This is a genomic window from Nocardia jinanensis (assembly GCF_014645735.1).
Taxonomy (GTDB): domain Bacteria; phylum Actinomycetota; class Actinomycetes; order Mycobacteriales; family Mycobacteriaceae; genus Nocardia; species Nocardia jinanensis.
The window spans coordinates 916197-938394 of record NZ_BMMH01000001.1; the positions used below are offsets into that span (position 1 = coordinate 916197).

At 68.7% G+C, this 22198-nt stretch carries 18 protein-coding genes and 1 riboswitch; of the genes, 2 read left to right on the forward strand and 16 right to left on the reverse strand.

The genetic code is table 11. The features are described from left to right. Positions 1–156: 156 nt before the first annotated feature. The 13 genes from smc to IEY68_RS04330 all read right to left on the reverse strand — a co-directional run bounded on the left by smc (position 157) and on the right by IEY68_RS04330 (position 13831). Positions 157–3777, reverse strand: a complete 3621-nt coding sequence (smc, locus tag IEY68_RS04270; protein ID WP_062995665.1) for a chromosome segregation protein SMC — start codon at positions 3775–3777, stop codon at positions 157–159. 180 nt (positions 3778–3957) lie between these two features. After that, positions 3958–4377 carry a DUF1707 SHOCT-like domain-containing protein gene (locus IEY68_RS04275; protein ID WP_062995667.1) on the reverse strand — a complete coding sequence of 140 codons (420 nt, stop codon included), beginning with the start codon at positions 4375–4377 and terminating at the stop codon, positions 3958–3960. 114 nt (positions 4378–4491) lie between these two features. Continuing rightward, complete coding sequence (locus IEY68_RS04280) at positions 4492–4788, reverse strand: acylphosphatase (protein WP_062995669.1); 297 nt, start codon at positions 4786–4788, stop codon at positions 4492–4494. 2 nt (positions 4789–4790) lie between these two features. Further along, complete coding sequence (locus IEY68_RS04285; RefSeq protein ID WP_062995691.1) at positions 4791–5273, reverse strand: OsmC family protein; 483 nt, start codon at positions 5271–5273, stop codon at positions 4791–4793. A gap of 221 nt (positions 5274–5494) precedes the next feature. Beyond that, complete coding sequence (locus IEY68_RS04290) at positions 5495–7015, reverse strand: substrate-binding domain-containing protein (RefSeq protein WP_062995671.1); 1521 nt, start codon at positions 7013–7015, stop codon at positions 5495–5497. A 134-nt stretch (positions 7016–7149) separates the two neighbouring features. Next, entirely contained in the window at positions 7150–8235 is a 1086-nt protein-coding gene (locus IEY68_RS04295) for a winged helix DNA-binding domain-containing protein (protein ID WP_062995693.1), read from the reverse strand. Positions 8236–8278: 43 nt separating this feature from the next. Further along, positions 8279–9349: a PHP domain-containing protein gene (locus tag IEY68_RS04300; protein WP_062995673.1), complete on the reverse strand. Its 1071-nt coding sequence runs from the start codon at positions 9347–9349 to the stop codon at positions 8279–8281. A gap of 3 nt (positions 9350–9352) precedes the next feature. Further along, positions 9353–9934 (reverse strand): dihydrofolate reductase family protein, encoded by a 582-nt coding sequence (locus IEY68_RS04305; RefSeq protein WP_062995675.1) that lies wholly within the window; start codon positions 9932–9934, stop codon positions 9353–9355. A gap of 79 nt (positions 9935–10013) precedes the next feature. Continuing rightward, positions 10014–10901 carry a bifunctional DNA-formamidopyrimidine glycosylase/DNA-(apurinic or apyrimidinic site) lyase gene (mutM, locus tag IEY68_RS04310; RefSeq protein ID WP_062995677.1) on the reverse strand — a complete coding sequence of 296 codons (888 nt, stop codon included), beginning with the start codon at positions 10899–10901 and terminating at the stop codon, positions 10014–10016. A gap of 1 nt (position 10902) precedes the next feature. Continuing rightward, positions 10903–11625 carry a ribonuclease III gene (gene rnc, locus IEY68_RS04315; protein WP_062995679.1) on the reverse strand — a complete coding sequence of 241 codons (723 nt, stop codon included), beginning with the start codon at positions 11623–11625 and terminating at the stop codon, positions 10903–10905. Positions 11626–11638: 13 nt separating this feature from the next. Next, the gene (gene rpmF, locus IEY68_RS04320) at positions 11639–11821 is read right to left on the reverse strand and encodes a 50S ribosomal protein L32 (protein WP_062995681.1); all 183 of its coding nucleotides are present in this window, start codon (positions 11819–11821) and stop codon (positions 11639–11641) included. A gap of 2 nt (positions 11822–11823) precedes the next feature. Continuing rightward, entirely contained in the window at positions 11824–12483 is a 660-nt protein-coding gene (locus IEY68_RS04325; RefSeq protein ID WP_062995682.1) for a YceD family protein, read from the reverse strand. Between the two features lie 601 nt (positions 12484–13084). Next, positions 13085–13831, reverse strand: a complete 747-nt coding sequence (locus IEY68_RS04330) for a DivIVA domain-containing protein (protein WP_062995538.1) — start codon at positions 13829–13831, stop codon at positions 13085–13087. 223 nt (positions 13832–14054) lie between these two features. On the opposite strand from IEY68_RS04330, the gene IEY68_RS04335 reads away from it, so the two are divergent. Continuing rightward, positions 14055–14630, forward strand: coding sequence for a GtrA family protein (locus IEY68_RS04335; protein WP_189094023.1), 576 nt, complete (start codon positions 14055–14057; stop codon positions 14628–14630). On the opposite strand, the gene coaD is transcribed toward IEY68_RS04335, so the two are convergent. From coaD to IEY68_RS04350, 3 genes are read right to left on the reverse strand one after another with little or no spacing between them, the layout of a single operon-like run. Beyond that, on the reverse strand, positions 14598–15083 hold the full coding sequence (gene coaD / locus IEY68_RS04340; protein WP_062995540.1) for a pantetheine-phosphate adenylyltransferase: 486 nt from the start codon (positions 15081–15083) through the stop codon (positions 14598–14600). The two genes, IEY68_RS04335 and coaD, sit on opposite strands and share 33 nt — an antisense overlap. Positions 15084–15086: 3 nt before the next feature. Beyond that, complete coding sequence (rsmD, locus tag IEY68_RS04345; protein WP_062995542.1) at positions 15087–15680, reverse strand: 16S rRNA (guanine(966)-N(2))-methyltransferase RsmD; 594 nt, start codon at positions 15678–15680, stop codon at positions 15087–15089. After that, complete coding sequence (locus IEY68_RS04350; RefSeq protein ID WP_062995544.1) at positions 15677–19075, reverse strand: pyruvate carboxylase; 3399 nt, start codon at positions 19073–19075, stop codon at positions 15677–15679. The genes rsmD and IEY68_RS04350 overlap by 4 nt, the downstream gene beginning before the upstream one ends. A gap of 352 nt (positions 19076–19427) precedes the next feature. Continuing rightward, a riboswitch (cobalamin riboswitch) is annotated at positions 19428–19566 on the forward strand. A gap of 174 nt (positions 19567–19740) precedes the next feature. Here IEY68_RS04350 and metE point away from each other — a divergent pair. Continuing rightward, the gene (gene metE, locus IEY68_RS04355) at positions 19741–22008 is read left to right on the forward strand and encodes a 5-methyltetrahydropteroyltriglutamate--homocysteine S-methyltransferase (protein ID WP_062995637.1); all 2268 of its coding nucleotides are present in this window, start codon (positions 19741–19743) and stop codon (positions 22006–22008) included. Positions 22009–22198 lie beyond the last annotated feature (190 nt).

Here is a 22198-nt window from a genome sequence, read left to right on the forward strand (position 1 = left end):
GTGAGACCGGGAGCCGGGCGGAAGGTTTCGGCGGCGATACTGCCCACCGGTGGAGGCGTCCCGCCCCTGGGCCGTCGTCCGGCCCCGCGCGGAGTGAACCGCCACCGACGTGCGATAACGGGTTCACGAAAGCAAGAAGGCCGTCCGGCACCTGCATCACGTCGGGGTGTCGGTGACCTGATCCGCCCCGCGCAACCGCTGCGAGATGACCTGGGTGATCCCGTCGCCGCGCATACTCACGCCGTAGAGCGCGTCGGCGATCTCCATGGTCGGTTTCTGGTGGGTGATGACGATCAGCTGGCTCTTCTCCCGCAACTGCTCGAACAGTCCGATGAGCCGGCGCAGGTTGGTGTCGTCGAGTGCCGCCTCCACCTCGTCCATGACGTAGAAGGGCGAGGGCCGGGCCCGGAAGATGGCGACCAGCAAGGCCACGGCGGTCAGTGATTTCTCCCCACCGGAGAGCAGCGACAGCCGTTTGACCTTCTTACCGGGCGGCCGAGCCTCCACTTCGATACCGGTGGTGAGCATATCGGTGGGATCGGTGAGCAGCAGCCGGCCCTCGCCGCCGGGGAACAGGGCCGCGAAGACCTGGACGAACTCCCGTTCCACATCGGCGTAGGCCTCGGTGAAGACCTGCAGGATCCGCGCGTCCACCTCGGCCACCACTTCCAGCAGGTCCTGGCGGGCCTTCTTGACGTCCTCGAGCTGGGTGGCCAGGAAGTTGTAGCGCTCCTCGAGCGCCGCGAACTCTTCCAGCGCCAGCGGGTTGACCTTGCCGAGGGTGGCCAGATCCTTCTCGGCACGTTTGGCACGCCGCTCCTGCGACGCGCGATCGAAGGGCATCGGCGCGGGCGCTGTCACCTGTTCGCCGCGCTCCTTGGCCTGCTCGTACTCCCGTAACTCCAGCTCGCTGGGCGGTAGTGCGACCCCGGGGCCGTATTCGGCGATCAGATCGTCGAGTGCGATACCGAACTGTTCGGCGATGGTCGTTTCCAGCTGTTCGATCCGCAGCGCCGCCTGTGCTTTGGCGACTTCGTCACGGTGCACCGCGTCGGTGAGCTGCCCGAGCTGCGCACCCAGGGCCCGCACCCGCTCTTTGATCCGGTCCACCTGGCCGGCGCATTCGGTGCGCCGCCGGACCAGTTCGTCGCGGCGGCCGGCGGCGGCCGCCACCACCTTCCCGAGTTCGGCCGCCAGGTCCGCACCGGATTCGGCGACCGCGGCGGCGACCCGGGCCGCCTGCCGGCGAGCGGCCTGCGCGCGTTCGGCCCGGGCCCGTGCCTCACGTTCGGCCCGGGCGGCGCGGCGCAGCGAATCCGCTTTACCGCGAACCGATTCGGCCCGTTCCTCGGCCGTGCGCACCGTCAGCCGCGCCTCGACCTCCATGGACCGGGCCTCGGCGAGCGCGGCGGCGGCTTCCTCCCGGGCCAGCGCGGCGGCCTCGGTGCCGGCCGCTCCCGCGGTATCACTGTCGGTCTCGGCCTGTTCCCGCTCGGCGTGCCGCAGCCGGTCCTCGAGTTCGGCCAGCCCGGTGACCGCTTTCTCGTGCGCCGTCTCGGCTTCGGCGCGCTGGCCGGTCAGCCGTTCCGATTCGGCATCGGCCGAACGGACCGCCGAGCCCAGCCGGCCGAGCCGCTCGTAGACCCCGTTGAGGGCCTGATCGGATTCGTGCAGGGCGAGCAATGTGTGGTCGACGGCTTCTTTGCGGTCGGTCTGCTCCTCGAGCGCCCCGGCCAGGCTCGCTTCCAATTCCTCGGCCCGGCGGCGGGCGGCGACCAGATCGGCCTCGGCGGCATCGATACGCGCCTGGATCTCCAACCGGCTCGGTGACCGGTCCGAACCGCCGATCAGCCAGCCGGTCCCGGCCAGATCGCCCTCGCGGGTGACCACCCGCAGTTCCGGACGTTCACCCAGCAGCGCGGCCGCGGCGTCCAGATCGTCGACCACCGCGACCCGGTGGGTCAGCGCCACCACGGCAGCCCGGACCGGCCCGGGGCAATCCACGACATCGAGCAACCACCGAGCGGATCCGGGCAGGGCCCGATCCGTATCCGCCTGCGATTCCCCGGATCCCTCGTACACGAGCGCGGCCCGCCCGCCGTCCGCCTTCCCGAGCGCCCGCAGGGCACTGAGCGCCGTCTCACCGGTATCGGCCACCACGGCTTCGGCCACCGGGCCGAGCACCGCCGCGACTGCGGACTCGAATCCGTTGTGCACACGCAGTTGTTCCGACAGCGGACCCAGCAGTCCGGCCGGATGGTTCTCGGTGAGCCAGGCCGCGCCGTCACGACTGGCCAGATTCATGCCGAGCGCTTCGATCCGCGCGGTCAGCGAGGCGACCAGACGACCGGCCTCCCGGTCCTCGGCGCGCAGTTCGGTGACCCGGCGGTCGGCCAGATCGAGAGCTTCCACGGCGTGTTCGTGCTGGGCGTCCAGCCCGGCTTCCCCGGCGTCCAGCTCGGCCAGTTCGTCCTGGACGGTGTCGAATTCGGTGCGTGCCGCGGTACCCCGGGCCCGGGCCTCCGCGATCGCGGAGGACAACCGCACGATCTCGGCATCGATCGATTGGGCGCGCGTGCGCAGATTCTCGACCTGCCCGGACAGCCGGACCAGCCCTTCGCGCCGGTCGGCGATGGCCCGCACCGCGGCCAGATGCGCCTGTTCGGCGGCTTTGGCCGCGTGCTCGCGTTCGGCGAGGCTGTCGCGCGCGGCCTCCAGCGTTTCGGTGGCCATCTCGACGGCCTCGCGCAGTTCGGCTTCCTCGGCCTCCACCCGATCGGCTTCGGCCTCGAGCTGATCGGGGTCGCGGCCGGTGTTCGCGGGTGCGGAGGTATCCAGGTGGCGGGCGCGATCCCCGGCGATCCGGATGGTGGCGTTGACCCGTTCGGATAACGCGGACAGCTGGAACCACAGCTGTCCCGCGGCCTCGGCACCCGGTGTGAGCTGCGAGAGCTGGTACTCCTGCTGAGCGAGCGCCGCATTGGCGGCGTCGAGTTCGCTCTGCACGGTGATCTGCTGTTCCCGCGCGTAGGCCTCTTTGCTCTGCTGACTCTCCAGCTCGGTGCGCCGGGTGACCAGATCGTCGGCGGCCAGCCGCAACCGGGCATCGCGCAGATCCGCCTGCACCGTCTGCGCCCGGCGCGCCACCTCCGCCTGCCGACCCAGCGGTTTGAGCTGGCGGCGGAGTTCGGTGGTGAGGTCGGTGAGCCGGGCCAGGTTGGCCTGCATCGCATCCAGTTTGCGAACGGCCTTTTCCTTGCGTTTGCGGTGCTTGAGCACCCCGGCGGCTTCCTCGATGAAGGAGCGCCGGTCCTCGGGGCGCGATTCGAGGATGGCCGAGAGCTGGCCCTGCCCGACGATGACGTGCATCTCCCGGCCGATACCGGAGTCGCTGAGCAGTTCCTGCACATCCATCAGCCGGCAGGTGCTGCCGTTGATCTCGTATTCCCCGGCGCCGTCGCGGAACATCCGGCGGGTGATGGAGACCTCGGCGTAGTCGATGGGCAGCGCGCCGTCGGAGTTGTCGATGGTCAGCGTGACCTCGGCACGGCCCAGCGGCGCTCGGCCGGTGGTGCCGGCGAAGATGACGTCCTGCATCTTGCCGCCGCGCAGAGCTTTGGCGCCCTGTTCGCCCATCACCCAGGTGAGCGCGTCGACGACATTGGATTTTCCGGATCCGTTCGGACCCACCACGCAGGTGATCCCGGGTTCGAACCGCAGGGTCGTCGCGGAGGCGAAGGATTTGAACCCCTTCAACGTCAAGCTCTTCAGGTGCAACGCCGACGACCCTTTCCGCCTCCGTGACTAGTCCGCCTCACCCAGGCCGATCAGCCATGGTATAGGCCCGTGGCGCCGAGTCCCATCCGGCGCACCGGTCGTGGCCGATCGATTGCCGGGTACGCCGACCACCGCGGCCGGGCGTGCTCGCCGGCCGGACGTCACCGAGGCTACCGGGCGTTATATCTTCCGGCGATGGCGGTGGCCGCCTTCGATACCGGTTGCCGCCCGCACTGCCAGCACCGCGCCCCACGGGCCGATGACCCATACGGGCCAGAAATAGGTGAACTCGCCGACCCCCAGCGATATCGCCGCCCAGATCACCAGTACGAGCACGCTGACGGTGAGCCACGCGCTCGCCTCGATCCGCTGCCAGATCGGGAAGCGTGAGCGCGGTTTCGCCGACCGGGCCGGCGCCGGGGCGGGTAGATCCGCGAGTACCCCGGTGAGTTCCTCGCGGGTCGTGGTGCGATACACCTGCGCAACTCGCTGGTCGTATTCGGTCAGATCGATCCGGCCGTCGCCGAGATGCCGGCTCAGGTCGGCCACGATCCGGTCGCGTTCGGCGTCCGAGGCCCGGGTGCCCGTCGTGATCTCCATTACCGCTCCCCTTACAGATCGGACCACACTCCACAATGGAATACACCCCAGAGTGAACCTTCCATTGTGTAATGTCAAGAGTTCGTGGCGACCCTCCGGGCGATCAGGACCGCGCTACCGTTCGGCGAAACCCCGTAACCCACCCCGCGCGGCCTCCCAGGACTCCACCACCAGATCCACTCGGCCGGGCGTATCCCCCGAACGCAACAGCGCCAGCAACCGCTCGGCCGCTGCCCGAGATCCCTCCGCCACCACGTGCACGCGGCCGTCGGCCGCGTTCGTGGCATGCCCGGTGAGCCCGAGTTCCAACGCCCGCGCCCGCGTCCACCAGCGGAAGCCCACACCCTGCACATATCCGTGCACCCAGGCACTCAGCCGCACCGGCCCGGCGCTGTCCGCGTCCGCCGCCACGGTCAGTCGACCGTATCGATATCGAACGACAGGGTCACCTTGCTGCCGGCCTTCAGCGTCCGGCCGACCGTGCACACCTTGTCGATGGCCCGCTGTACCGTCACCAGCAGGCGATCCCGGGCTACCGGATCGAGCTCGCTCAAGTCCAGCTCGAAGACCTCGTCCAGCTGCGGGTACACCTCGTTCTCCCGGTCCGCGGCACCGGAGACCCGGATAGTGGCGTCGTAATCGTCGCCGAGCCGCCGCGACAGCGGGAAATCCGAACTCATCCCCGAGCAGGCCGCCAACGCGATCTTCAGGAGCTCACCGGGAGTGAACACACCGGGTACACCCTCGGAACCGATCAGCACCTCGGCGCCGCGCGAACTGTGACCGGTGTAGCGGCGCGTACCCGTACGCTCCACCCACAGGGTGGACGGCCCGGTCTCCGCCGGGGCCGTATCGCCCGCTGCCGTGGCGGGTGCGGCAGTGCTGTCATCAACCATGCTCGCGATCCTGCCATCCACCGTCGCGCGGCCGAGCACCCGTCCTGGGCCGGTCAGTGTCGGTACGGGCGCTGTCGACTACGTACCGGTACCGGACTCCTCGCGCGGGTCGAGGAGCACCGCCGAGGCCCGCAGCGGAACAAGGCCGAATCCGAATCCGGCGATCAACGCACACTCGGGCATCACACGGCCCGGTACCGCCCCCACCGGCGCGGGCGCAATCAGGTGGAAGGGCGGCACAGCGCCGGGTCCGCCAGTTCGGCACACGGCAGGTTGCCGAACTGGCGGATCACATCCTGACCGGCCGAATCGACGAGGAACCGCAGGAAACCGGCGCCCAGTGAGCCCGGCGCGAAGTCGCCGTGAGCGAACGCGTACTCCACTCCCCAGAACGGATAACCGCCCGCGGCGACCTCGTCCCGGGCGGCGCGCCGGCCGTCGATCGTCACCCCGAGCACTCCCTGGGTATCGGCGGCGTCGGCGGATTCGCTGTACCCGATCGCACCGGGCGTAGCGGCGACCTCGGCGAGCATATCGTCGGTATAGAGCGTCTGGCAGCGCCCAGGGGTATCGCCACGCCGCAGTTCGCGGCAGGTCACCCCGGGCTCCGGCGGTTGCGCGGATTCGAGCAGGCGCGATTCGAGGGTCCAGCGGGAGCCCGAACCGGCATAGCGGTTGACGACACGTACCGGCCGATCGGCGCCGCCCACCTCCCGCCAGTTCGACACCCGTCCCTGGAACAGGTCGCGGATCTGCCCGGCCGTCAGATCCCGCACCCCGGCGCTCGGATGGACGACCACCGAGAACAGCGATACCGCCAGCGGCCGCTGCACCAGGGCCGGATAGTCCGCACCCTTGGGCGCGTCGCCGATCGCGAGCAGCGCGCCGTGGCCACCGGCTTCGTGCTCGAGCCGGGCCATCCCGCGTTCGCTGCCCTCGAAGCCGAAGGCGAAACCCGATCCGGGACAGGTCTGCTCGTAGAGGCGGGCGGCCTCGCGGATCACGGGTTCGAAAGCGGTGGAACCCACGACGGTCAGCTCACCGGTCGCGCAACCCAGTGGCGCGGGCTCGGGCTCGGCGATATCGATGACGGTCATCGCCGCGATGACCAGGACGAGAAATCCGGTGAGCGCCACCATCAGCAGTGAAACCCCGGTCCGGCCTTTGGTTCTGGTGATACCACCACCGGTCACCACGCCCTGCATGACCGGGTCGGGGTAGGAGCCGCTCCCCGAAGTCCGCTCCAGGGTGGCCAGGATCTTGTAGTGATCGTTGCGGTTCAGCGGAACCTTCGGCAGATCGATCACACCGGTGCCCTGATCGAGTTGCCGGTGCCCGAAGCCCGCATCCGCTTCGAAGCATACGGCCAGGCCCGGATTACTCAGCTCGGTGACCGCCATTCCGATCACCTTGCGGTTCGGGAATTGGAGGTGCAGACCGGCCTGGTTGTTCTGCGCGGTCACGTAATCGGCGGCGTCGATGGTGGTGGCGCCGTTGTTCTCGATCCGCACCAGCACCACGGACAGATCCTGCAGCTGACGCTCGGTTCCGTCGGAAGTCTGCCGGAGCTGCCGCAGCGCACCCGCGTGCCCGGACTCCGCCTCCCCGGTGACCGGTGTATCCATCTGGACCCGCCAGCCGAGCCGTTTCCGGCCGACGAACACGAATTCCCACAGGAACGCGGCCACCGGTATCGCGATACCCATCAGCGGGAGAACAAGATTGAGCATCAGCTCGCTCACCAGTGGTTACCATCCCCCCGTATCGATCCAGTTCCCATCATCTTTGGGCACCCGCGGGCCGAACCGGCCGGGCCCGGGAACTGTTCGGCGAGCGTTCACCGCGCATCCACCCGCAGCGTACCGGGGTGATCACCTCATTCGGCGACGACGAGATCACCGCCCGCACCGGGTGAGACGAAATCCAGCAACCGGCGCCCCTCGACCGCCAATTCCGCGTGTTCGGCCGGTTGCAGCGGATACCACGGCACGATGCGGAGGTCCGGCCCGTCCAGCGACCATCTGCCGTGCGCGAAGCCGCCGACCAGATACACCGGAACCCCGGCCGAGCCTTCGGCGGCGATACGCCGGCGATCGTCCTCGGCGATGACGCGGCGCCGATCCTTGTAACCGAGCAGCGCGTTGTCGAAGGCAGGCAGGAACCGCACGGGCACCGGAAGATCGGGATCGGCCACCGGAGCGTCGGGGACGTCGAAGAGTTCGACGCCGTCGGGGCCGCGCAGCACCCGCAAGCGCGGACGCAGCTCCGCGATCACCTCGGCCAGCCGGGTCAGCCCCGACCACGCCTGGACATCGGCGACCGTCGCCGGACCGAATACGGCGAGATACCGCAGGATCAGGGTCACCGGGTCCGCCTCGCCCAGCGGTGACCCGATCCACTCCTCGGCCGGGCCGACCGTGACGTACCGGTTGCGCCAGCGGCCCCACTCCCCCGATTCGGCGCCGTGCGCCATCGGCACCAGCACCTCCACCGTTTCCGCGAGCCGCCGGGTATGCCGTTGCGGGAACCGTTCGGCCAGTAGCAGACCCAGTTCGCGGCGCGACATCCACCGGCCCGCCGACAGTTCCCGGCCGACGGCGGCCAGGGCCGGCAGATCTACGCCGGTGATCTCGTCGCGGTAGTAGGCGGCGTTGAGCAGACCCTCCACATACGACTGCAGTGTCGGCCGCAGCCAGCGGTAATCCTCCGCGGCGCTCAGGTGCACAGTGCGCCGCAGGGTCGTGGAGCGGACCAGCTGCCGGCCGTGCAACAGTGCGGCCAGTTCACCGTGTTCGAACCGGGTCAGCCGCGACCACAGGCCGATGTAGGGCCAGTTCGGTTCCTGCCCCTGTACCGCGACCAGCTGCCGGATGATCTCGTAGGGCGTCAGCCCGGTCCGTGCCGCCAGATGCTGGCGCACCAGTAGCGTCCGGTTCAGTTCGCGCAGTGACAGTTCCCGCATACCGCGCATTATCGACGGCCGCACCGACAGTCCGCGGCGCCGGTCACCCGGCGGGGGTACGTGTCCACTCCAGCAGCTCGTCCACCGGGCGGGTGTTGATGATCCGGTCCGGCGGGACCTCGGCGGCCACGGCCCGGGCACACCCGTAGCCCTGCCAGTCCAGCTGACCGGGTGCGTGCGCGTCGGTATCGATCGAGAACTCACAGCCCATCTCGAGCGCGAGCCGGATCAACCGTGCGGGCGGATCCCGGCGTTCGGGCCGGCTGTTTATCTCGACCGCCGTACCGTAGCGACGGCAGGCCTCGAAGACGATCCGGGCGTCGAACTCCGATTCCGGCCGGGTACCGCGCCCGCCTTCCACCAACCGGCCGGTGCAGTGGCCGAGCACGTCGACGTTCGGGTTCGCCACCGCGTACACCATCCGCCGGGTCATGGTGTCGCGGTCGTCGCGCAATCGGGAATGCACGCTGGCGACGACGATATCGAGTTCGGCGAGCAGGTCCGCGTCCTGGTCGAGGGAGCCGTCGTCGAGGATATCGACCTCGATCCCGGTCAGGATCCGCAGTGGTGTGAGCTCCGCGTCGAGCGCGGCCACCACATCCAGCTGGCGTCGCAACCGTTCGGCGGAGAGCCCGCCTGCCACCGTGAGCCGCGGCGAATGGTCGGTCAGGGCGCAGTACTCGTGCCCGATCGCGGCCGCGCAGGCCATCATCTCGGCGATGGGGCTGCCGCCATCGGACCAGTTCGAATGGGTATGCAGATCGCCGCGCAACAATTCCCGCAGGGGCGCACCGTCCGGGCCGATCGGTTTCGCCGCGGCGCGGAGTTCGGCGAGGTGGCGGGGCACCGCCCCGGAGTACGACTCCTCGATCACCGCCGCGGTCTTGGGGCCGATTCCCGCCAGTTCCTGCCAGCTGCGATCTCGGCGGTGCCGGTCGGCCGCGGTGTCGTCGAGTTCGGCGAGGATATCGGCGGCCCGCCGGTAGGCCTGCACGCGATGCGTCTGCGCGCGATCACGTTCGAGCCAGAACCCGATCTCACGCAACGCCGCGATCGGCCCCGGGGCGGATTGCTCGGCCCGCCCGGGCCCGCGCGACTCGCCCGCCGCCGTCACCGGCTAACCTGTCCTGCCGTACTTCACGAAGGCGACACCGTCCTCGAAGACCTGGCTGGTGATCACCCGGAAATTCGCCGGATCCGGCAGTTGCGGACCGGTACCGAACAGCGGCCGTCCCCGGCCGAGCACGATCGGATACAACTTCAAGAAGATCTGATCGATCTCCGGCAGCAACGCCCGGGCCAGTTCACCGCCGCCGCACAACCAGATACCGAGCCCCTGCTCCCGTTTGAGTTCGGTGACCGCGGCGAGCGGGTCCGCTCCGATCAGATCGACCGATGGATCCGGCCGGCCGGTGAGCGTGGTGGACACCACGTACTGGCGCAGATGCGCGTACGGACTCGCGGTGCCGGTGCGGACACCGAAATCGTGGGTCCGCCGACCCATGACGACGGTATCGAAATTGGCGTTTCGCTTGGTGATGCCCAGCGATTCCCGGACCCGCGACGGCAGCGTCTCCGGATACTGCGCCGTGATGGCGGGCCCGTGGTCGCCGCCCACCGGGAAGAAATCCACCGAGCCGTCCTCGGTGGCGATGAACCCGTCGATGGTGGCCGCGACGTAGTAGGTGAGCTTGCGCATGGCCTGCCTCCCAGACGGACCGGGTCGGTGATCTTGCCGAGGCCACCGTAACCCGCCATCGGCCCTTGCGCGAGGGGTATCAGGAGGAGGCGCGGCGCCCGCGTGACGGGGGCTGGCAGCGCGGGCACGAATACGACGAGCGGTTCATGAACTTCTCCCGGACGATCACCGCCCCGCAGCGCGTGCAGGGCCGGTCACCGCGCCCGTACACCGCCAGCGCGCGTTCGAAATAGCCGGATTCGCCGTTCACATTCACGTACAGGGCATCGAACGAGGTACCGCCGGCAGCGAGCGCGTCGGTCATCACCGCTTGGGCCTCGGCGAGCAGGGTGCGCAGCACCGGCCGGGTGAGTGCCGAGGCGATCCGCCCGCCGTGCACCTTCGCCCGCCACAACGCCTCGTCGGCGTAGATATTGCCGATACCGGAGATCACGGCCTGATCCAGCAGCACCCGTTTGATCTCGGTGTTCTTGGTCCGCAGCACGCCGACCACCCGGTCGGCGTCGAAGCGGGGGTCCAGTGGATCCCGGGCGATATGGGCGAGCAGATCGGGTAGCAGATCGCCGTCCACCTCGACCAGCGGCGCCAGCACCCAGCCACCGAACGTGCGCTGATCGACGAACCGCAGTTCCCGGCCGTCGTCCAGGGTCGCCCGGATATGCGCGTGCTTCTCCACCGGGACACCGGCGGGCTGCACCAGCATCTGCCCGCTCATCCCCAGATGGACGACCAGTGCGGTATCGGCGGATCCGACGCCGGGCTCGTCGAAGGTGAGCCACAGATACTTCCCGCGACGCATCGCCGCGGCGACCGACAGCCCGGTGATCCGAGCCGCCATATCGGCGGCGCCCGCCTCGTGCCGGCGTACCGACCGGGGGTGGGTGACGGTCACCGATTCGACGGTCCGCCCGCAGAGATGTTCGGTCAGGCCGCGACGGACGACCTCGACCTCGGGGAGTTCCGGCACCTCAGCGTTCGCCGGTCAACGCGCGGTAGGCCGCGCCCGCCGCCTTCTGCTCGGCTTCCTTCTTCGACCGGCCGACCCCCTGACCGTAGGCATTCCCGGCGATCACGGTGGTCGCGGTGAATTCCTTGTCATGGTCGGGCCCGGTGGAGCTGATCTCGTAGCTGGGCACGCCGAGACCGCGTTCGGCGGTCAACTCCTGCAGGCTGGTCTTGAAGTCCAGCCCGGCGCCCATCCGAGGTCCGCGTTCGAGCAGGTCGGCGAACAGCCGCAGCACGACCTCCCGGGCCACATCGATCCCGTGTTCCAGGTGGACCGCGCCGAGCAGCGATTCCATACCGTCGGCGAGGATGCTGGGTTTGTCCCGGCCCCCGGTGAGTTCCTCACCCTTGCCGAGCAGCAGATGTACGCCCAGTCCGTCGTCGCCCAGTTTCCGCGCCACCTCGGCCAGCGCGTGCATGTTCACCACGCTCGCGCGCAGTTTCGCCAGCTCGCCCTCGGATTTCTCCGGATGCTCGTGATAGAGCCGTTCGGTGATGCTCAGACCGAGCACCGAATCGCCGAGGAACTCGAGCCGTTCGTTGGTCGGCAGGCCGCCGTTCTCGTACGCGTACGAGCGATGTGTCAGCGCCAGGCGCAGCAACTCGGGCTGCACCTGGACGCCCAGCGCGGCGAGCAGATTCGCGCGGTCGCTCTGCTCGCCGGGTTCGTCTTTACCCGCGGTCAACGGTAGACCGGGATCAGACGGCCGAGGTGACCTGGCGGCCCTTGTAGGTACCGCAGGAGGGGCACGCGATATGCGGCAGGGTCTTCTGACCACAGGCCCGGTTCGGGCAGGTGATCAGGGTGGGAGCGGCGGCCTTCCACTGGCTGCGCCGCGACCGGGTGTTGGAACGGGACATCCGGCGCTTGGGAACGGCCACGACTAGTTCTCCTCTGTGCTGTTACGTGCTGTATCGGTGGGATGATTCCCGGTGGCCGCACCCTTGTCGGGGCTGCCGCTGCCGGGCGATCCGGGGGCGAATTTCGCCAGCCCGGCCCAGCGGGGATCAAGTATCTCATGCCCGTGATCGGAGCCCGCAATCGCCATCCGAACACCGCACTCGGGGCACAGCCCCTGACAGTCCGGCGAGCACAGCGGCTGCAGTGGCAGCTCCAGCCCGAGCTGGTCCACCACCAGGGGTTCCAGGTCGATGAGGTCGTCCCTCATCCGATAGACCTCGTCGTCGTCCGCGGTCTGGTCGGTGGCACTGTCCGGGTAGGCGAACAGTTCGGTCAGCGACAACTGGACCGTATCGGTGAACTGCTCGAGGCAACGAGAGCATTCACCGGTCACCGGCGCGTCGAACGTCCCGGTGACGAGCACTCCCTCGGACACCGATTGCATCCGCAGATCCAGCTCGACCTCGGCACCGACGGGGACGCCGACGAGGTCGAGGCCGAGTCGTTCGGTGGTGATGACCGTCCGCCGCAGTTCGCGCATCGAGCCCGGGGCGCGACCGAGGCTGCGGACATCCAGCACGAATCCCGCGCCGTGTGCACGTGGTGCACTGGAACGCGAGCGCGCGGTGGTATCGGCAGGCATCGAAAACACTCCACTGGGTGGGTCGGGGCATGTTGGTTTTGCGCCGGAATCGGCGAGCAACCACACCACAGTACGCGACCCGGTTACCCCCGCAAAACCCGATGAACCAAGCCCACCCGCCGCTGGTCAGGGCCCACCCCGGTTCCGGAGCGACACAGCGAAGGAGGACAGCGACCGATCACGTGCGCCCGGCCGTCACGAGATCGGCGACCCCGGGCACGTACAGAGTCATGTGCCCACCCAGGTCACCCGAGGCGCACGCCGCACACCTCCCGGCTGCTCCCCCGGGTGATCAGCCCACCCCGGTTCTGGAGCCACGTAGCAAAAGGAGCGCAACGAGCGATCGCGTGAAATCGGCCATCCAGAGATCCGCGCCCATCGAGGACTCACAGAGTCGTGAGCCCACCCGCGCTGCTCGAGACCCGCCCCACACACACACCTTCCGTCAACACCGGATGGTCCACCTCCGTAGGCGGGGCCCGCCCCGGTTCTGGAGCGACGAAGCGAAGGAGCGCAGCGACTGAGCGAAGGAGTGAAGAACCGGGGTTAATAGGGCCCCGCCCCGCCCCGCCCCGCCGAAGGCGGGGCAAATAAACACAGCTCAGCGGCGGAACTCCGCGGCGTAATCGGGGACGCCGGCTCCGTTGCGCAACTGCTGGCGACCCCGGCCGACGGTCCGCAGCGCACCACCGAGCGTCTCCTCGAATTCGGCGAGCTTGGTGTCGACGTAATGGTCGCAGTCCGCGCGCATCCGGTCGGCGTCGGCGTGGGCGGTGTCGATGACGCGGGCCGATTCGGCGTGTGCGGCGCGTACCACCTCGGTGTCCTCCACCAGTCGCCGCTGCTCGGCCTGCCCGTCGGCGACCGAGCGGTCGTAGGACGCCTGTCCGGCCTCGATTGTGCGCTCGGCCTCGGCGCGGGCTCGGCCGGTGACCGTCTCGTATTCCGCTTTGGCGTCGGAGACCAGGCGTTCGGCCTCGGCGGTGGCCGTATCGACCATTCGGTCGGCATGGGCGGTGGCCTCGGCGACCATCCGGTCGGCGTGGGCCTTGGCCTCGGCCAGGATCCGGTCTGCTTCGGCGCGGGCGTCGGCCACGGTGCCGGCCGCCTGTTCGTCGGCGGATCGGATGGTGTCCTCCGCGAGGCCCCGGGCGTCGTCGACGATCTTGTCCCGGTGGTCGAGCACATCCTGTGCGTCGTCGATCTCGGTGGGCAGCGCGTCACGGACATCGTCGAGCAGGTCGAGTGTGTCGGGCCGCGGAACGATGCAGTTGCGCGTCGCGGGGATACCGCGTGCCTCTTCGACTATGGCGACCAGTTCGTCGAGCGCCTCGAATACCCGGTACATGCTCAGTCCTCCTGCTGACGATCGGCGAAACATCACGCCGTTCCCAGTGTGCCCCGGGCCGGTGGATGCGCCGAACCTACTTTCGGTGTGTCGCCCGTTCGGCCCGATATCTGCAGACTCACACAATCAACTGGAGACCCACCCTCCGCTTGGTGTTAAATTCTTAGGTAGCCCGACCGCGGCGCGGACGGGCCGCCTGTCCCTTGCCCGATCGGAACCGCCCATGACCGTCCTGCAGCTGCCTTCTTCCACGGCACTGACCTCCGGGGATCTGGATATCGATTGGCCGGAACCGATCGCTGTCGCCGCCTGGCAGCGACGTCTCCTGCGGTATCTGCGCGGCGACCGTGCGTTCCCGCAGTTGATTCGTTTCGCGCTCGTCGGCGGATTGAGCAATGTTTCCTACGTGCTGCTGTTCCTGACCCTCACCGGTGCGGGGACGCTGCTGGCAAACGTGGCCGGGTCGGTCGTCAGCACCGTGCTGGCCAACGAACTGCACCGCAGGCTCACCTTCCACGCGGCCGAGCGGGTCGGCTGGTTCACCGCGCAGTGGGAAGGCGGCGGATTGGCGCTGCTGGGCCTGGGAATCAGCACCGCGGCCCTGGCTTCGCTGGAAGTCCTGGCACCCACCCTGAACGAACCGGCGCAGGCCGGCGCCGTACTCGCGATCAGCGCCGCGGTCGGCGGCCTGCGGTTCCTGGCGCTGCGTGGCCTGGTGTTCGGACCGCTGCGGCGGGCCCGGGAAGTGACCGCCCAGCGGTCCGGTTCAGCTCGCGCGCTCGGCCAGCCGGTCGAGTAGCCGCTTGTGCACCAGCGGCGGCAGCATATCGCTGACATCGCCACCGAAGGCCGCCACTTCCTTGACAAGGGAGCTGGACAGATAGCTGAAGGTGGGGTTGGTCGCGATGAAGAAGGTGTCGACCCCGGAGAGCTTCTTGTTCATCTGCGCCATCTGGAGTTCGTAGCCGAAATCTCCGGCATCGCGCAAACCCTTGACGATGGCGCTGATGCCCTGTTCGCGGGCGAAGTCGACCGTCAGGCCGTCCCAGGCGGCGACCCGGACGTTCGGCAGGTCCGCGGTGGCATCGCGCAGCATCTCGATGCGCTCGTCGATACCGAACATGCCCTGCTTCTTCTTGTTGATCATCACCGTGATGACGACCTCGTCGAACTGCTCGGCGACCCGCCGGAACACATCGAGGTGGCCGTTGGTCACCGGATCGAACGACCCCGGGCACAAAGCTCCTGCCATGCGTCAGACGCTAGCAGGTTCCCCCGGCGCGGGCGGGTCCGCGCCGGAGTACACCGCGGACTCGATCCGGGTCTCTCCGTAGCGCCGGGCGGGGCGGCCCTCGAACCCTGCGGGCCAGTCGATCTCGGCCGAACGGGCGGACCGTTCCACGAGCAGTAATGCGTCGTCGGACAGCCATCCGTGCACGGCCAGCGCCGTGAGATCGGCGCGCACGGCATCGGTGGGCAGTTCGTAGGGTGGATCGGCGAAAACGAGGTCGTAGGCGCCCGCACCACCGTGCCCGAGCACCTGCGCCACCGTCCCGACTCGCACCTGCGCACCGCTGAACCCGAGTTCGGCGATATTGGCGCGCAGTACCCCGGCGGCCCGCCGGTCGGATTCGACCAGTAGCGCCGCGGCGGCACCACGGGACAGCGCCTCCAGCCCGAGGGCGCCCGAGCCGGCGTAGAGATCGAGCACCCGCGCACCGTCGAGGTCCATCCGAGCCTCGATCGAGGAGAACAGAGCTTCCCGTACCCGATCCGAGGTGGGCCTGGTCCCGGCGGGGGGCACCTTCAGGCGCCGCCCCCCGGCGGTTCCGGCGACGATCCGGGTCATTCGGATTCGCGCTCGCCCAGCTCGACCAGCAGATCACCGCCTTCGACCTGCTGTACCTGCGCGATGGCCACCCGTCCCACCACACCGCCACGCGGCGCGGTGATGGCGGCCTCCATCTTCATGGCCTCGATGGTGCCGATGGTGTCGCCCGAGGTGACCTTTTCGCCTTCGGCCACGGTCAGCGTCACCACACCGGCGAAGGGTGCCGCGATGTGATGCGGATTGTTCTTGTCGGCCTTCTCCGCGGCCGGGACCTCACTGGCGATGGAACGGTCGCGGACGGATACCGGGCGCAGTTGCCCGTTGAGGATGCACATGACCGTGCGCATACCGCGCTCGTCGGGTTCGGCGATCGCCTCCAGACCGATGAGCAGAATGACGCCCTTCTCGAGCTGTACGCGGTGTTCCTCGCCGTGGCGCAGACCGTAGAAGAACTGGTTGGCCGACAGACCGGTGGTATCGCCGTACTTCTCCCGGTGCGCCAGGAATTCCGCGGTCGGGCCGGGGAACAGCAGCTGATTGAGGGTCGCGCGCCGCTCATCGGAGGTACCGGCCAGACCCGCCTCCTCCGCGGCGGACAACTCTGTCACGGGTTTGGCAGCACCGCGCCCGGCGAGCGCCTTCTCCCGGAACGGTTCGGGCCAGCCGCCCGCCGGGGTGCCGAGTTCGCCACGGAGGAAACCGATCACCGAATCGGGGATATCGAACCGGCCCGGATCGGCGGCGAAATCCTCGATACCGATCCCGGAGCCCACCAGCGACAGCGCGAGGTCACCGACGACCTTGGAGGACGGGGTGACCTTGATGAGCCGGCCCAGCAGGCGATCCGCGGCCGCGTATTTCGCCTCGACCTCCTCGAACCGGTCGCCCAGCCCCAACGCGATGGCCTGCTGGCGCAGATTCGACAGCTGACCGCCGGGAATCTCGTGGGTGTACACCCGACCGGTCGGCGCGGGCAGCCCGGACTCGAACGGCGCGTACACCTTGCGCAGCGCCTCCCAGTACGGTTCCAGGTCGCAGACATTGCGCAGGTTCAACCCGGTGTCGTATTCGCTGTGCGCGGCCGCGGCCACGATCGCCGAGAGCGCGGGCTGGCTGGTGGTACCCGCCATCGCGGCCGACGCACCGTCGACCGCGTCCGCACCGGCCTGCCAGGCGGCGAGGTAGGTGGCGAGCTGCCCGCCGGGGGTGTCATGGGTGTGCACATGGACCGGCAGATCGAAATTGCTGCGCAGCGCGGTGACCAGTTTCGCCGCGGCGGGGGCGCGCAGCAGGCCGGCCATATCCTTGATCGCCAGCACATGCGCGCCCGCGTCCACGATCTGCTCGGCCAACTTCAGGTAGTAGTCGAGGGTGTAGAGCTTCTCGTCCGGGTCGGCGAGATCACCGGTGTAGCTCAACGCGACTTCGGCGATCGCGGTGCCGGTTTCGCGGACCGCGTCGATGGCCGGGCGCATCTGGTCCACATTGTTCAGGGCGTCGAAGATCCGGAAGATATCGATACCGGTCTCGGTGGCCTCGGCCACGAACGCCCGGGTGACCCGCTCCGGGTAGGGGGTGTAGCCGACGGTGTTGCGGCCGCGCAGCAGCATCTGCAGGCAGATATTGGGAACCGCCTCGCGCAGCGCGGCCAGACGCTCCCACGGATCCTCGTAGAGGAAGCGCAGTGCCACATCGTAGGTCGCCCCACCCCACGCCTCGATGGACAGCAGTTCCGGGGTCAGTCGCGCCACATGCCCGGCCACATCGAGCAGGCCGTTGGTGCGCACCCGGGTCGCCAGCAGTGATTGGTGCGCGTCGCGGAAGGTGGTGTCGGTGACCCCGACCGCCTTCTGTTCCCGCAGTGCCCGGGCGAAACCTTCGGGACCCAGCGTCAGCAGCTTCTGCCGCGAACCGTCCGGCGGCGGCACCGACAGGTCGATCGAGGGCAGTTTGTCGTGCGGGTACACCGCTGTCGGCCGGGCGCCGTGCGGTTTGTTCACCGTGACATCGGCCAGATAGTTCAGGATCTTGGTACCGCGGTCGGCGGGTTCACGCGTGGCCAGTAGTTCCGGGCGCTCGTCGATGAACGACGTGGTGATACGGCCCGCGGTGAAATCCTCGTCGGCGAGCACCGCGAGCAGGAACGGGATATTGGTAGTGACACCGCGGATCCGGAACTCCATGAGCGCGCGCCGCGCCCGCGCCACCGCGGTCGGGAAATCTCGGCCCCGGCAGGTGAGTTTGACCAGCATGGAATCGAAGTAGGCCCCGATCTCGGCGCCCAGGTTCGCACCGCCGTCGAGGCGGATACCGGCGCCGCCCGGGGTGCGGTAGGCGGTGATGCGGCCGGTGTCGGGACGGAATCCGTTCGCTGGGTCCTCGGTGGTGATCCGGCACTGCAACGCCGCACCCCGGATGGTCACCGCGTCCTGGCTCAGTCCCAGATCCGCCAGACTCTCCCCGGCCGCGATCCGCAACTGCGACTGCACCAGATCCACATCGGTGATCTCCTCGGTCACCGTATGCTCCACCTGGATCCGCGGATTCATCTCGATGAACACATGCTTACCGCGCTCGTCGAGCAGGAACTCCACCGTCCCCGCACAGCTGTAACCGATCTGGCGGGCGAAGGCCACCGCATCGGCACAGATCCGGTCCCGCAACTCCGGATCCAGATTCGGCGCCGGCGCCAGCTCGATCACCTTCTGATGCCGCCGCTGCAACGAACAGTCCCGCTCGAACAGATGCATCACCTCGCCCTGGGTATCGGCCAGGATCTGCACCTCTATATGCCGCGGATTCACCACAGCCTGCTCCAGGAACACCGTCGGATCACCGAACGCCGACTCCGCCTCACGCGAGGCCGCCTCGATCGCCTCCCGCAGCCCCGACCGCTCGGCGACCCGTCGCATCCCGCGTCCGCCGCCACCGGCGACAGCCTTCACGAATATCGGGAACTCCATGGATTCCGACGCCGTCACCAACTCCGCCACATCGGCCGAGGGCGCACTCGAATTCAGCACCGGCAGCCCGGCGGCCTTCGCCGCGGCGATCGCACGCGCCTTGTTACCGGCCAGTTCGAGCACCTCGGCGGAGGGACCGATGAAGGTGATGCCCTCCTGGGCGCACGCGGCGGCCAGATCCGGATTCTCGGACAGGAATCCGTACCCCGGGTAGATCGCGTCGGCGCCCGCGGTCTTGGCGGCCTCGATGATCGCCGCGACCGATAGGTACGCGCGGACCGGATGTCCTTCCTCACCGATCTCGTATGCCTCGTCGGCCTTCAGGCGGTGGACCGAATTCCGGTCTTCGTGTGGGAAGACGGCAACCGTCCCGACACCGAGCTCGTACGCCGCGCGGAAGGCTCGGATGGCGATTTCGCCGCGGTTGGCAACCAAGACTTTCGAGAACATTGAACCAACGTACCCGGCGCCACATCCAGGATCGACAGCGAAGTCCACTTGGCAGGATCTTCACAAGTACGTATGGCAACGCTGCGAAGTCTTGTTCATCGCACCGTCATATTTCACCGCCCACAACCCGGGCCTGTGCGTATACTCCTGTGCTGCAACTTCCCGGCAGCCCGGGTGACTCGGCCGATCTTGCGAAGGTATGCGAAGCCGAACGCGACCGGGCACCGCCGTCCCGCCCTGTGCCGCTCGGCGCGTCCACGTTATTGTGGTTCACGCAGCTGGTCCGCCGGCCGGACGACAAGGAGCCCCGAACGTCCGCCCCCGGCGCCGAAGCCCGCACCACGCGGGTGAGAGGGAATCCGGTGGAAATCCGGAACTGTCCCGCAGCGGTGAGCAGGAACGACCGCCGTCATCAGCACTGGGCGCACAGCCTGGGAAGCGACGGCCAGTAGGTCGGCCGAATCGGCCGGTGCCCGCGAGTCCGAAGACCTGCCGGTTGCACCGGATACGCCGTATCCGGTGGCCACCGCCTCGTGGATTGGGCGCCGCGGTCCACCAGTGCTGACATTTCGACCCGCCCGCACGGCCGGGTCGTCCGGGGTCTCATCGGTGCCCGCGCGCCCGTGAACGGCGATGGCCGCCGAAACTCAGCACTGGAGAACACCGTGACTGTTATTTCGCAAAGCCCTTTCACCGCAACGGTTCTCGGACTTCCACGGGTAGGACCGCACCGGGAACTCAAACGCGCGACCGAGTCCTACTGGGCCGGGCGCATCGACGCGGCACAACTGCACGAGACCGGTCGCGCGCTGCGCCGCGACCAGTACACCGCCCTGGCCGCCGCGGGCCTGGACTCGATCCCCGTCGGCACCTTCTCCTACTACGACCAGATACTCGATACGGCCGTGCTGCTGGGTGCCCTACCGGCCCGGGTGGCCGATATCGAAGACCCGCTGGACCGCTATTTCGCTGCCGCCCGCGGGAACGAGTCGGTGGAACCGCTGGAGATGACCAAATGGTTCGATACGAACTACCACTACCTGGTCCCCGAACTCGGTCCGGAGACCACCTTCACCCTGCACCCCGGTGATCTGCTCGCACAGGTGACGGAAGCAATCGAACTGGGAATCCCGGCCCGGCCCGTCGTCATCGGGCCGATCACCTTCCTGAAGCTCGCCAAAACCACCGGCGGCGCGGCGCTGGACCGGATCGGGGAACTGATCCCGCTGTACCAGGAGTTGCTGCGGCTGCTCGCCGAAGCGGGCGCGATATGGGTTCAACTCGACGAGCCCGCACTGGTCACCGACCTCACCGACGCCGAACTGGCAGTCGTTCGCCGCGTCTACACCGAACTGACGGAGTCGCCGAGCCGCCCGGCCGTTCTGGTCGCCACCTACTTCGGGCATCCGGGACCGGCGCTGGACGCCCTGGCCGGCACCGATATCGAAGGTATCGCGGTCGATCTGGTCGCGGGGACCGATGTCGCCGCGGTCGCGGCGGTACCCGCACTGGCACACAAACTGCTCGTCGCGGGCGTGGTCGACGGCCGGAATGTGTGGCGCACCGACCTGGACGACGCGCTGTCGACGCTGGCCACCCTGCTGGGGAGTGCGGAATCCTTGGCCGTCTCCACTTCGTGCTCGCTGTTGCACGTCCCGTATTCGCTGGCGGTGGAGACCCGGCTCGACGACGCGCTGCGTTCCTGGCTCGCCTTCGGTGCCGAGAAGACCGCCGAGGTGCGGGTGCTGGCCACCGGACTGAATTCCGGAACCGAGTCCGTCGCGGCGGAGCTCGGGGCCGCACGCGCCGCCGCGGCGAGCCGCCGGGCCGATCCGCGGATCAGCAATGCCCAGGTGCGAGCGCGGCTGGCCGCACTGGGTCCGGAGGCTGTCCGGCGGGCACCCGCCGAGCAGCGCCGGGCCCTGCAACAGGATCGGCTGCGCCTGCCCGCGTTGCCCACCACCACCATCGGCTCCTACCCGCAGACCTCGGCGATCCGGCTGGCCCGCGCGGCGCTGCGGGCCGGTGAGATCGACCGGGCCGAGTACGTACGACGGATGCGCGAGGAGATCAGCGAGGTCATCACCCTGCAGGAGCAGCTGGATCTCGATGTGCTGGTGCACGGCGAACCGGAACGCAACGATATGGTGCAGTACTTCGCCGAACAGCTCGACGGATTCGCGGCCACCGAACTGGGCTGGGTGCAGTCCTACGGCACCCGCTGCGTGCGCCCGCCGATCCTGTTCGGCGACGTCTCCCGCCCCGCCGCGATGACGGTGGATTGGATCACCTACGCCCAATCGCTCACCGATAAACCGGTCAAGGGCATGCTCACCGGCCCGGTCACCATCCTGGCCTGGTCATTCGTCCGGGACGACCAGCCACTGGCGGATTCGGCCCGGCAGGTAGCCCTGTCCATCCGGGACGAGACGGTGGATCTGCAGAACGCGGGTATCCGGATCGTCCAGGTCGACGAACCGGCGCTGCGTGAACTGCTGCCGCTGCGCACCGCCGATCAGCAGACATACCTGGACTGGTCGGTGGACGCGTTCCGGTTGGCGACCGCGGGAGTGGCCGATTCCGTCCAGATCCACACTCACCTGTGCTACTCGGAATTCGGTGAGGTGATCGAGGCGATCGCCGGGCTGGACGCCGATGTGACCTCGATCGAGGCCGCCCGGTCGCATATGGAGGTCCTGGACGATCTGAACGCGTCGGGCTTCGACGCCGGGGTGGGACCCGGTGTCTACGATATCCACTCGCCCCGGGTGCCCGGTGTCGAGGAGATCACCGCTGCCCTGCGTGCGGCACTGAAAGCCGTTCCGGCCGAACGACTCTGGGTCAACCCGGACTGCGGCCTGAAAACCCGCGGCCCCGCCGAGGTGGAAGCCTCGCTGCGCAATATGGTGGCCGCTGCCCGTAGCGTGCGCTGAATCCCCGGTCCGGGTCGCGCCGCGCGGCGCGACCCGGACCGTTCAGCCCTCCGGATCTCCCGCCCCCGGTTCACGGCGTTTCGGCCGCCGCGCCACACACTGCGGGCAGGTCTGCGTCATCCGCAGCACCGGCCGCAATCGTGCCGGCGCGGACAGCGACCGCCGCACCGCCCGGCATCTCGGCCCTTCC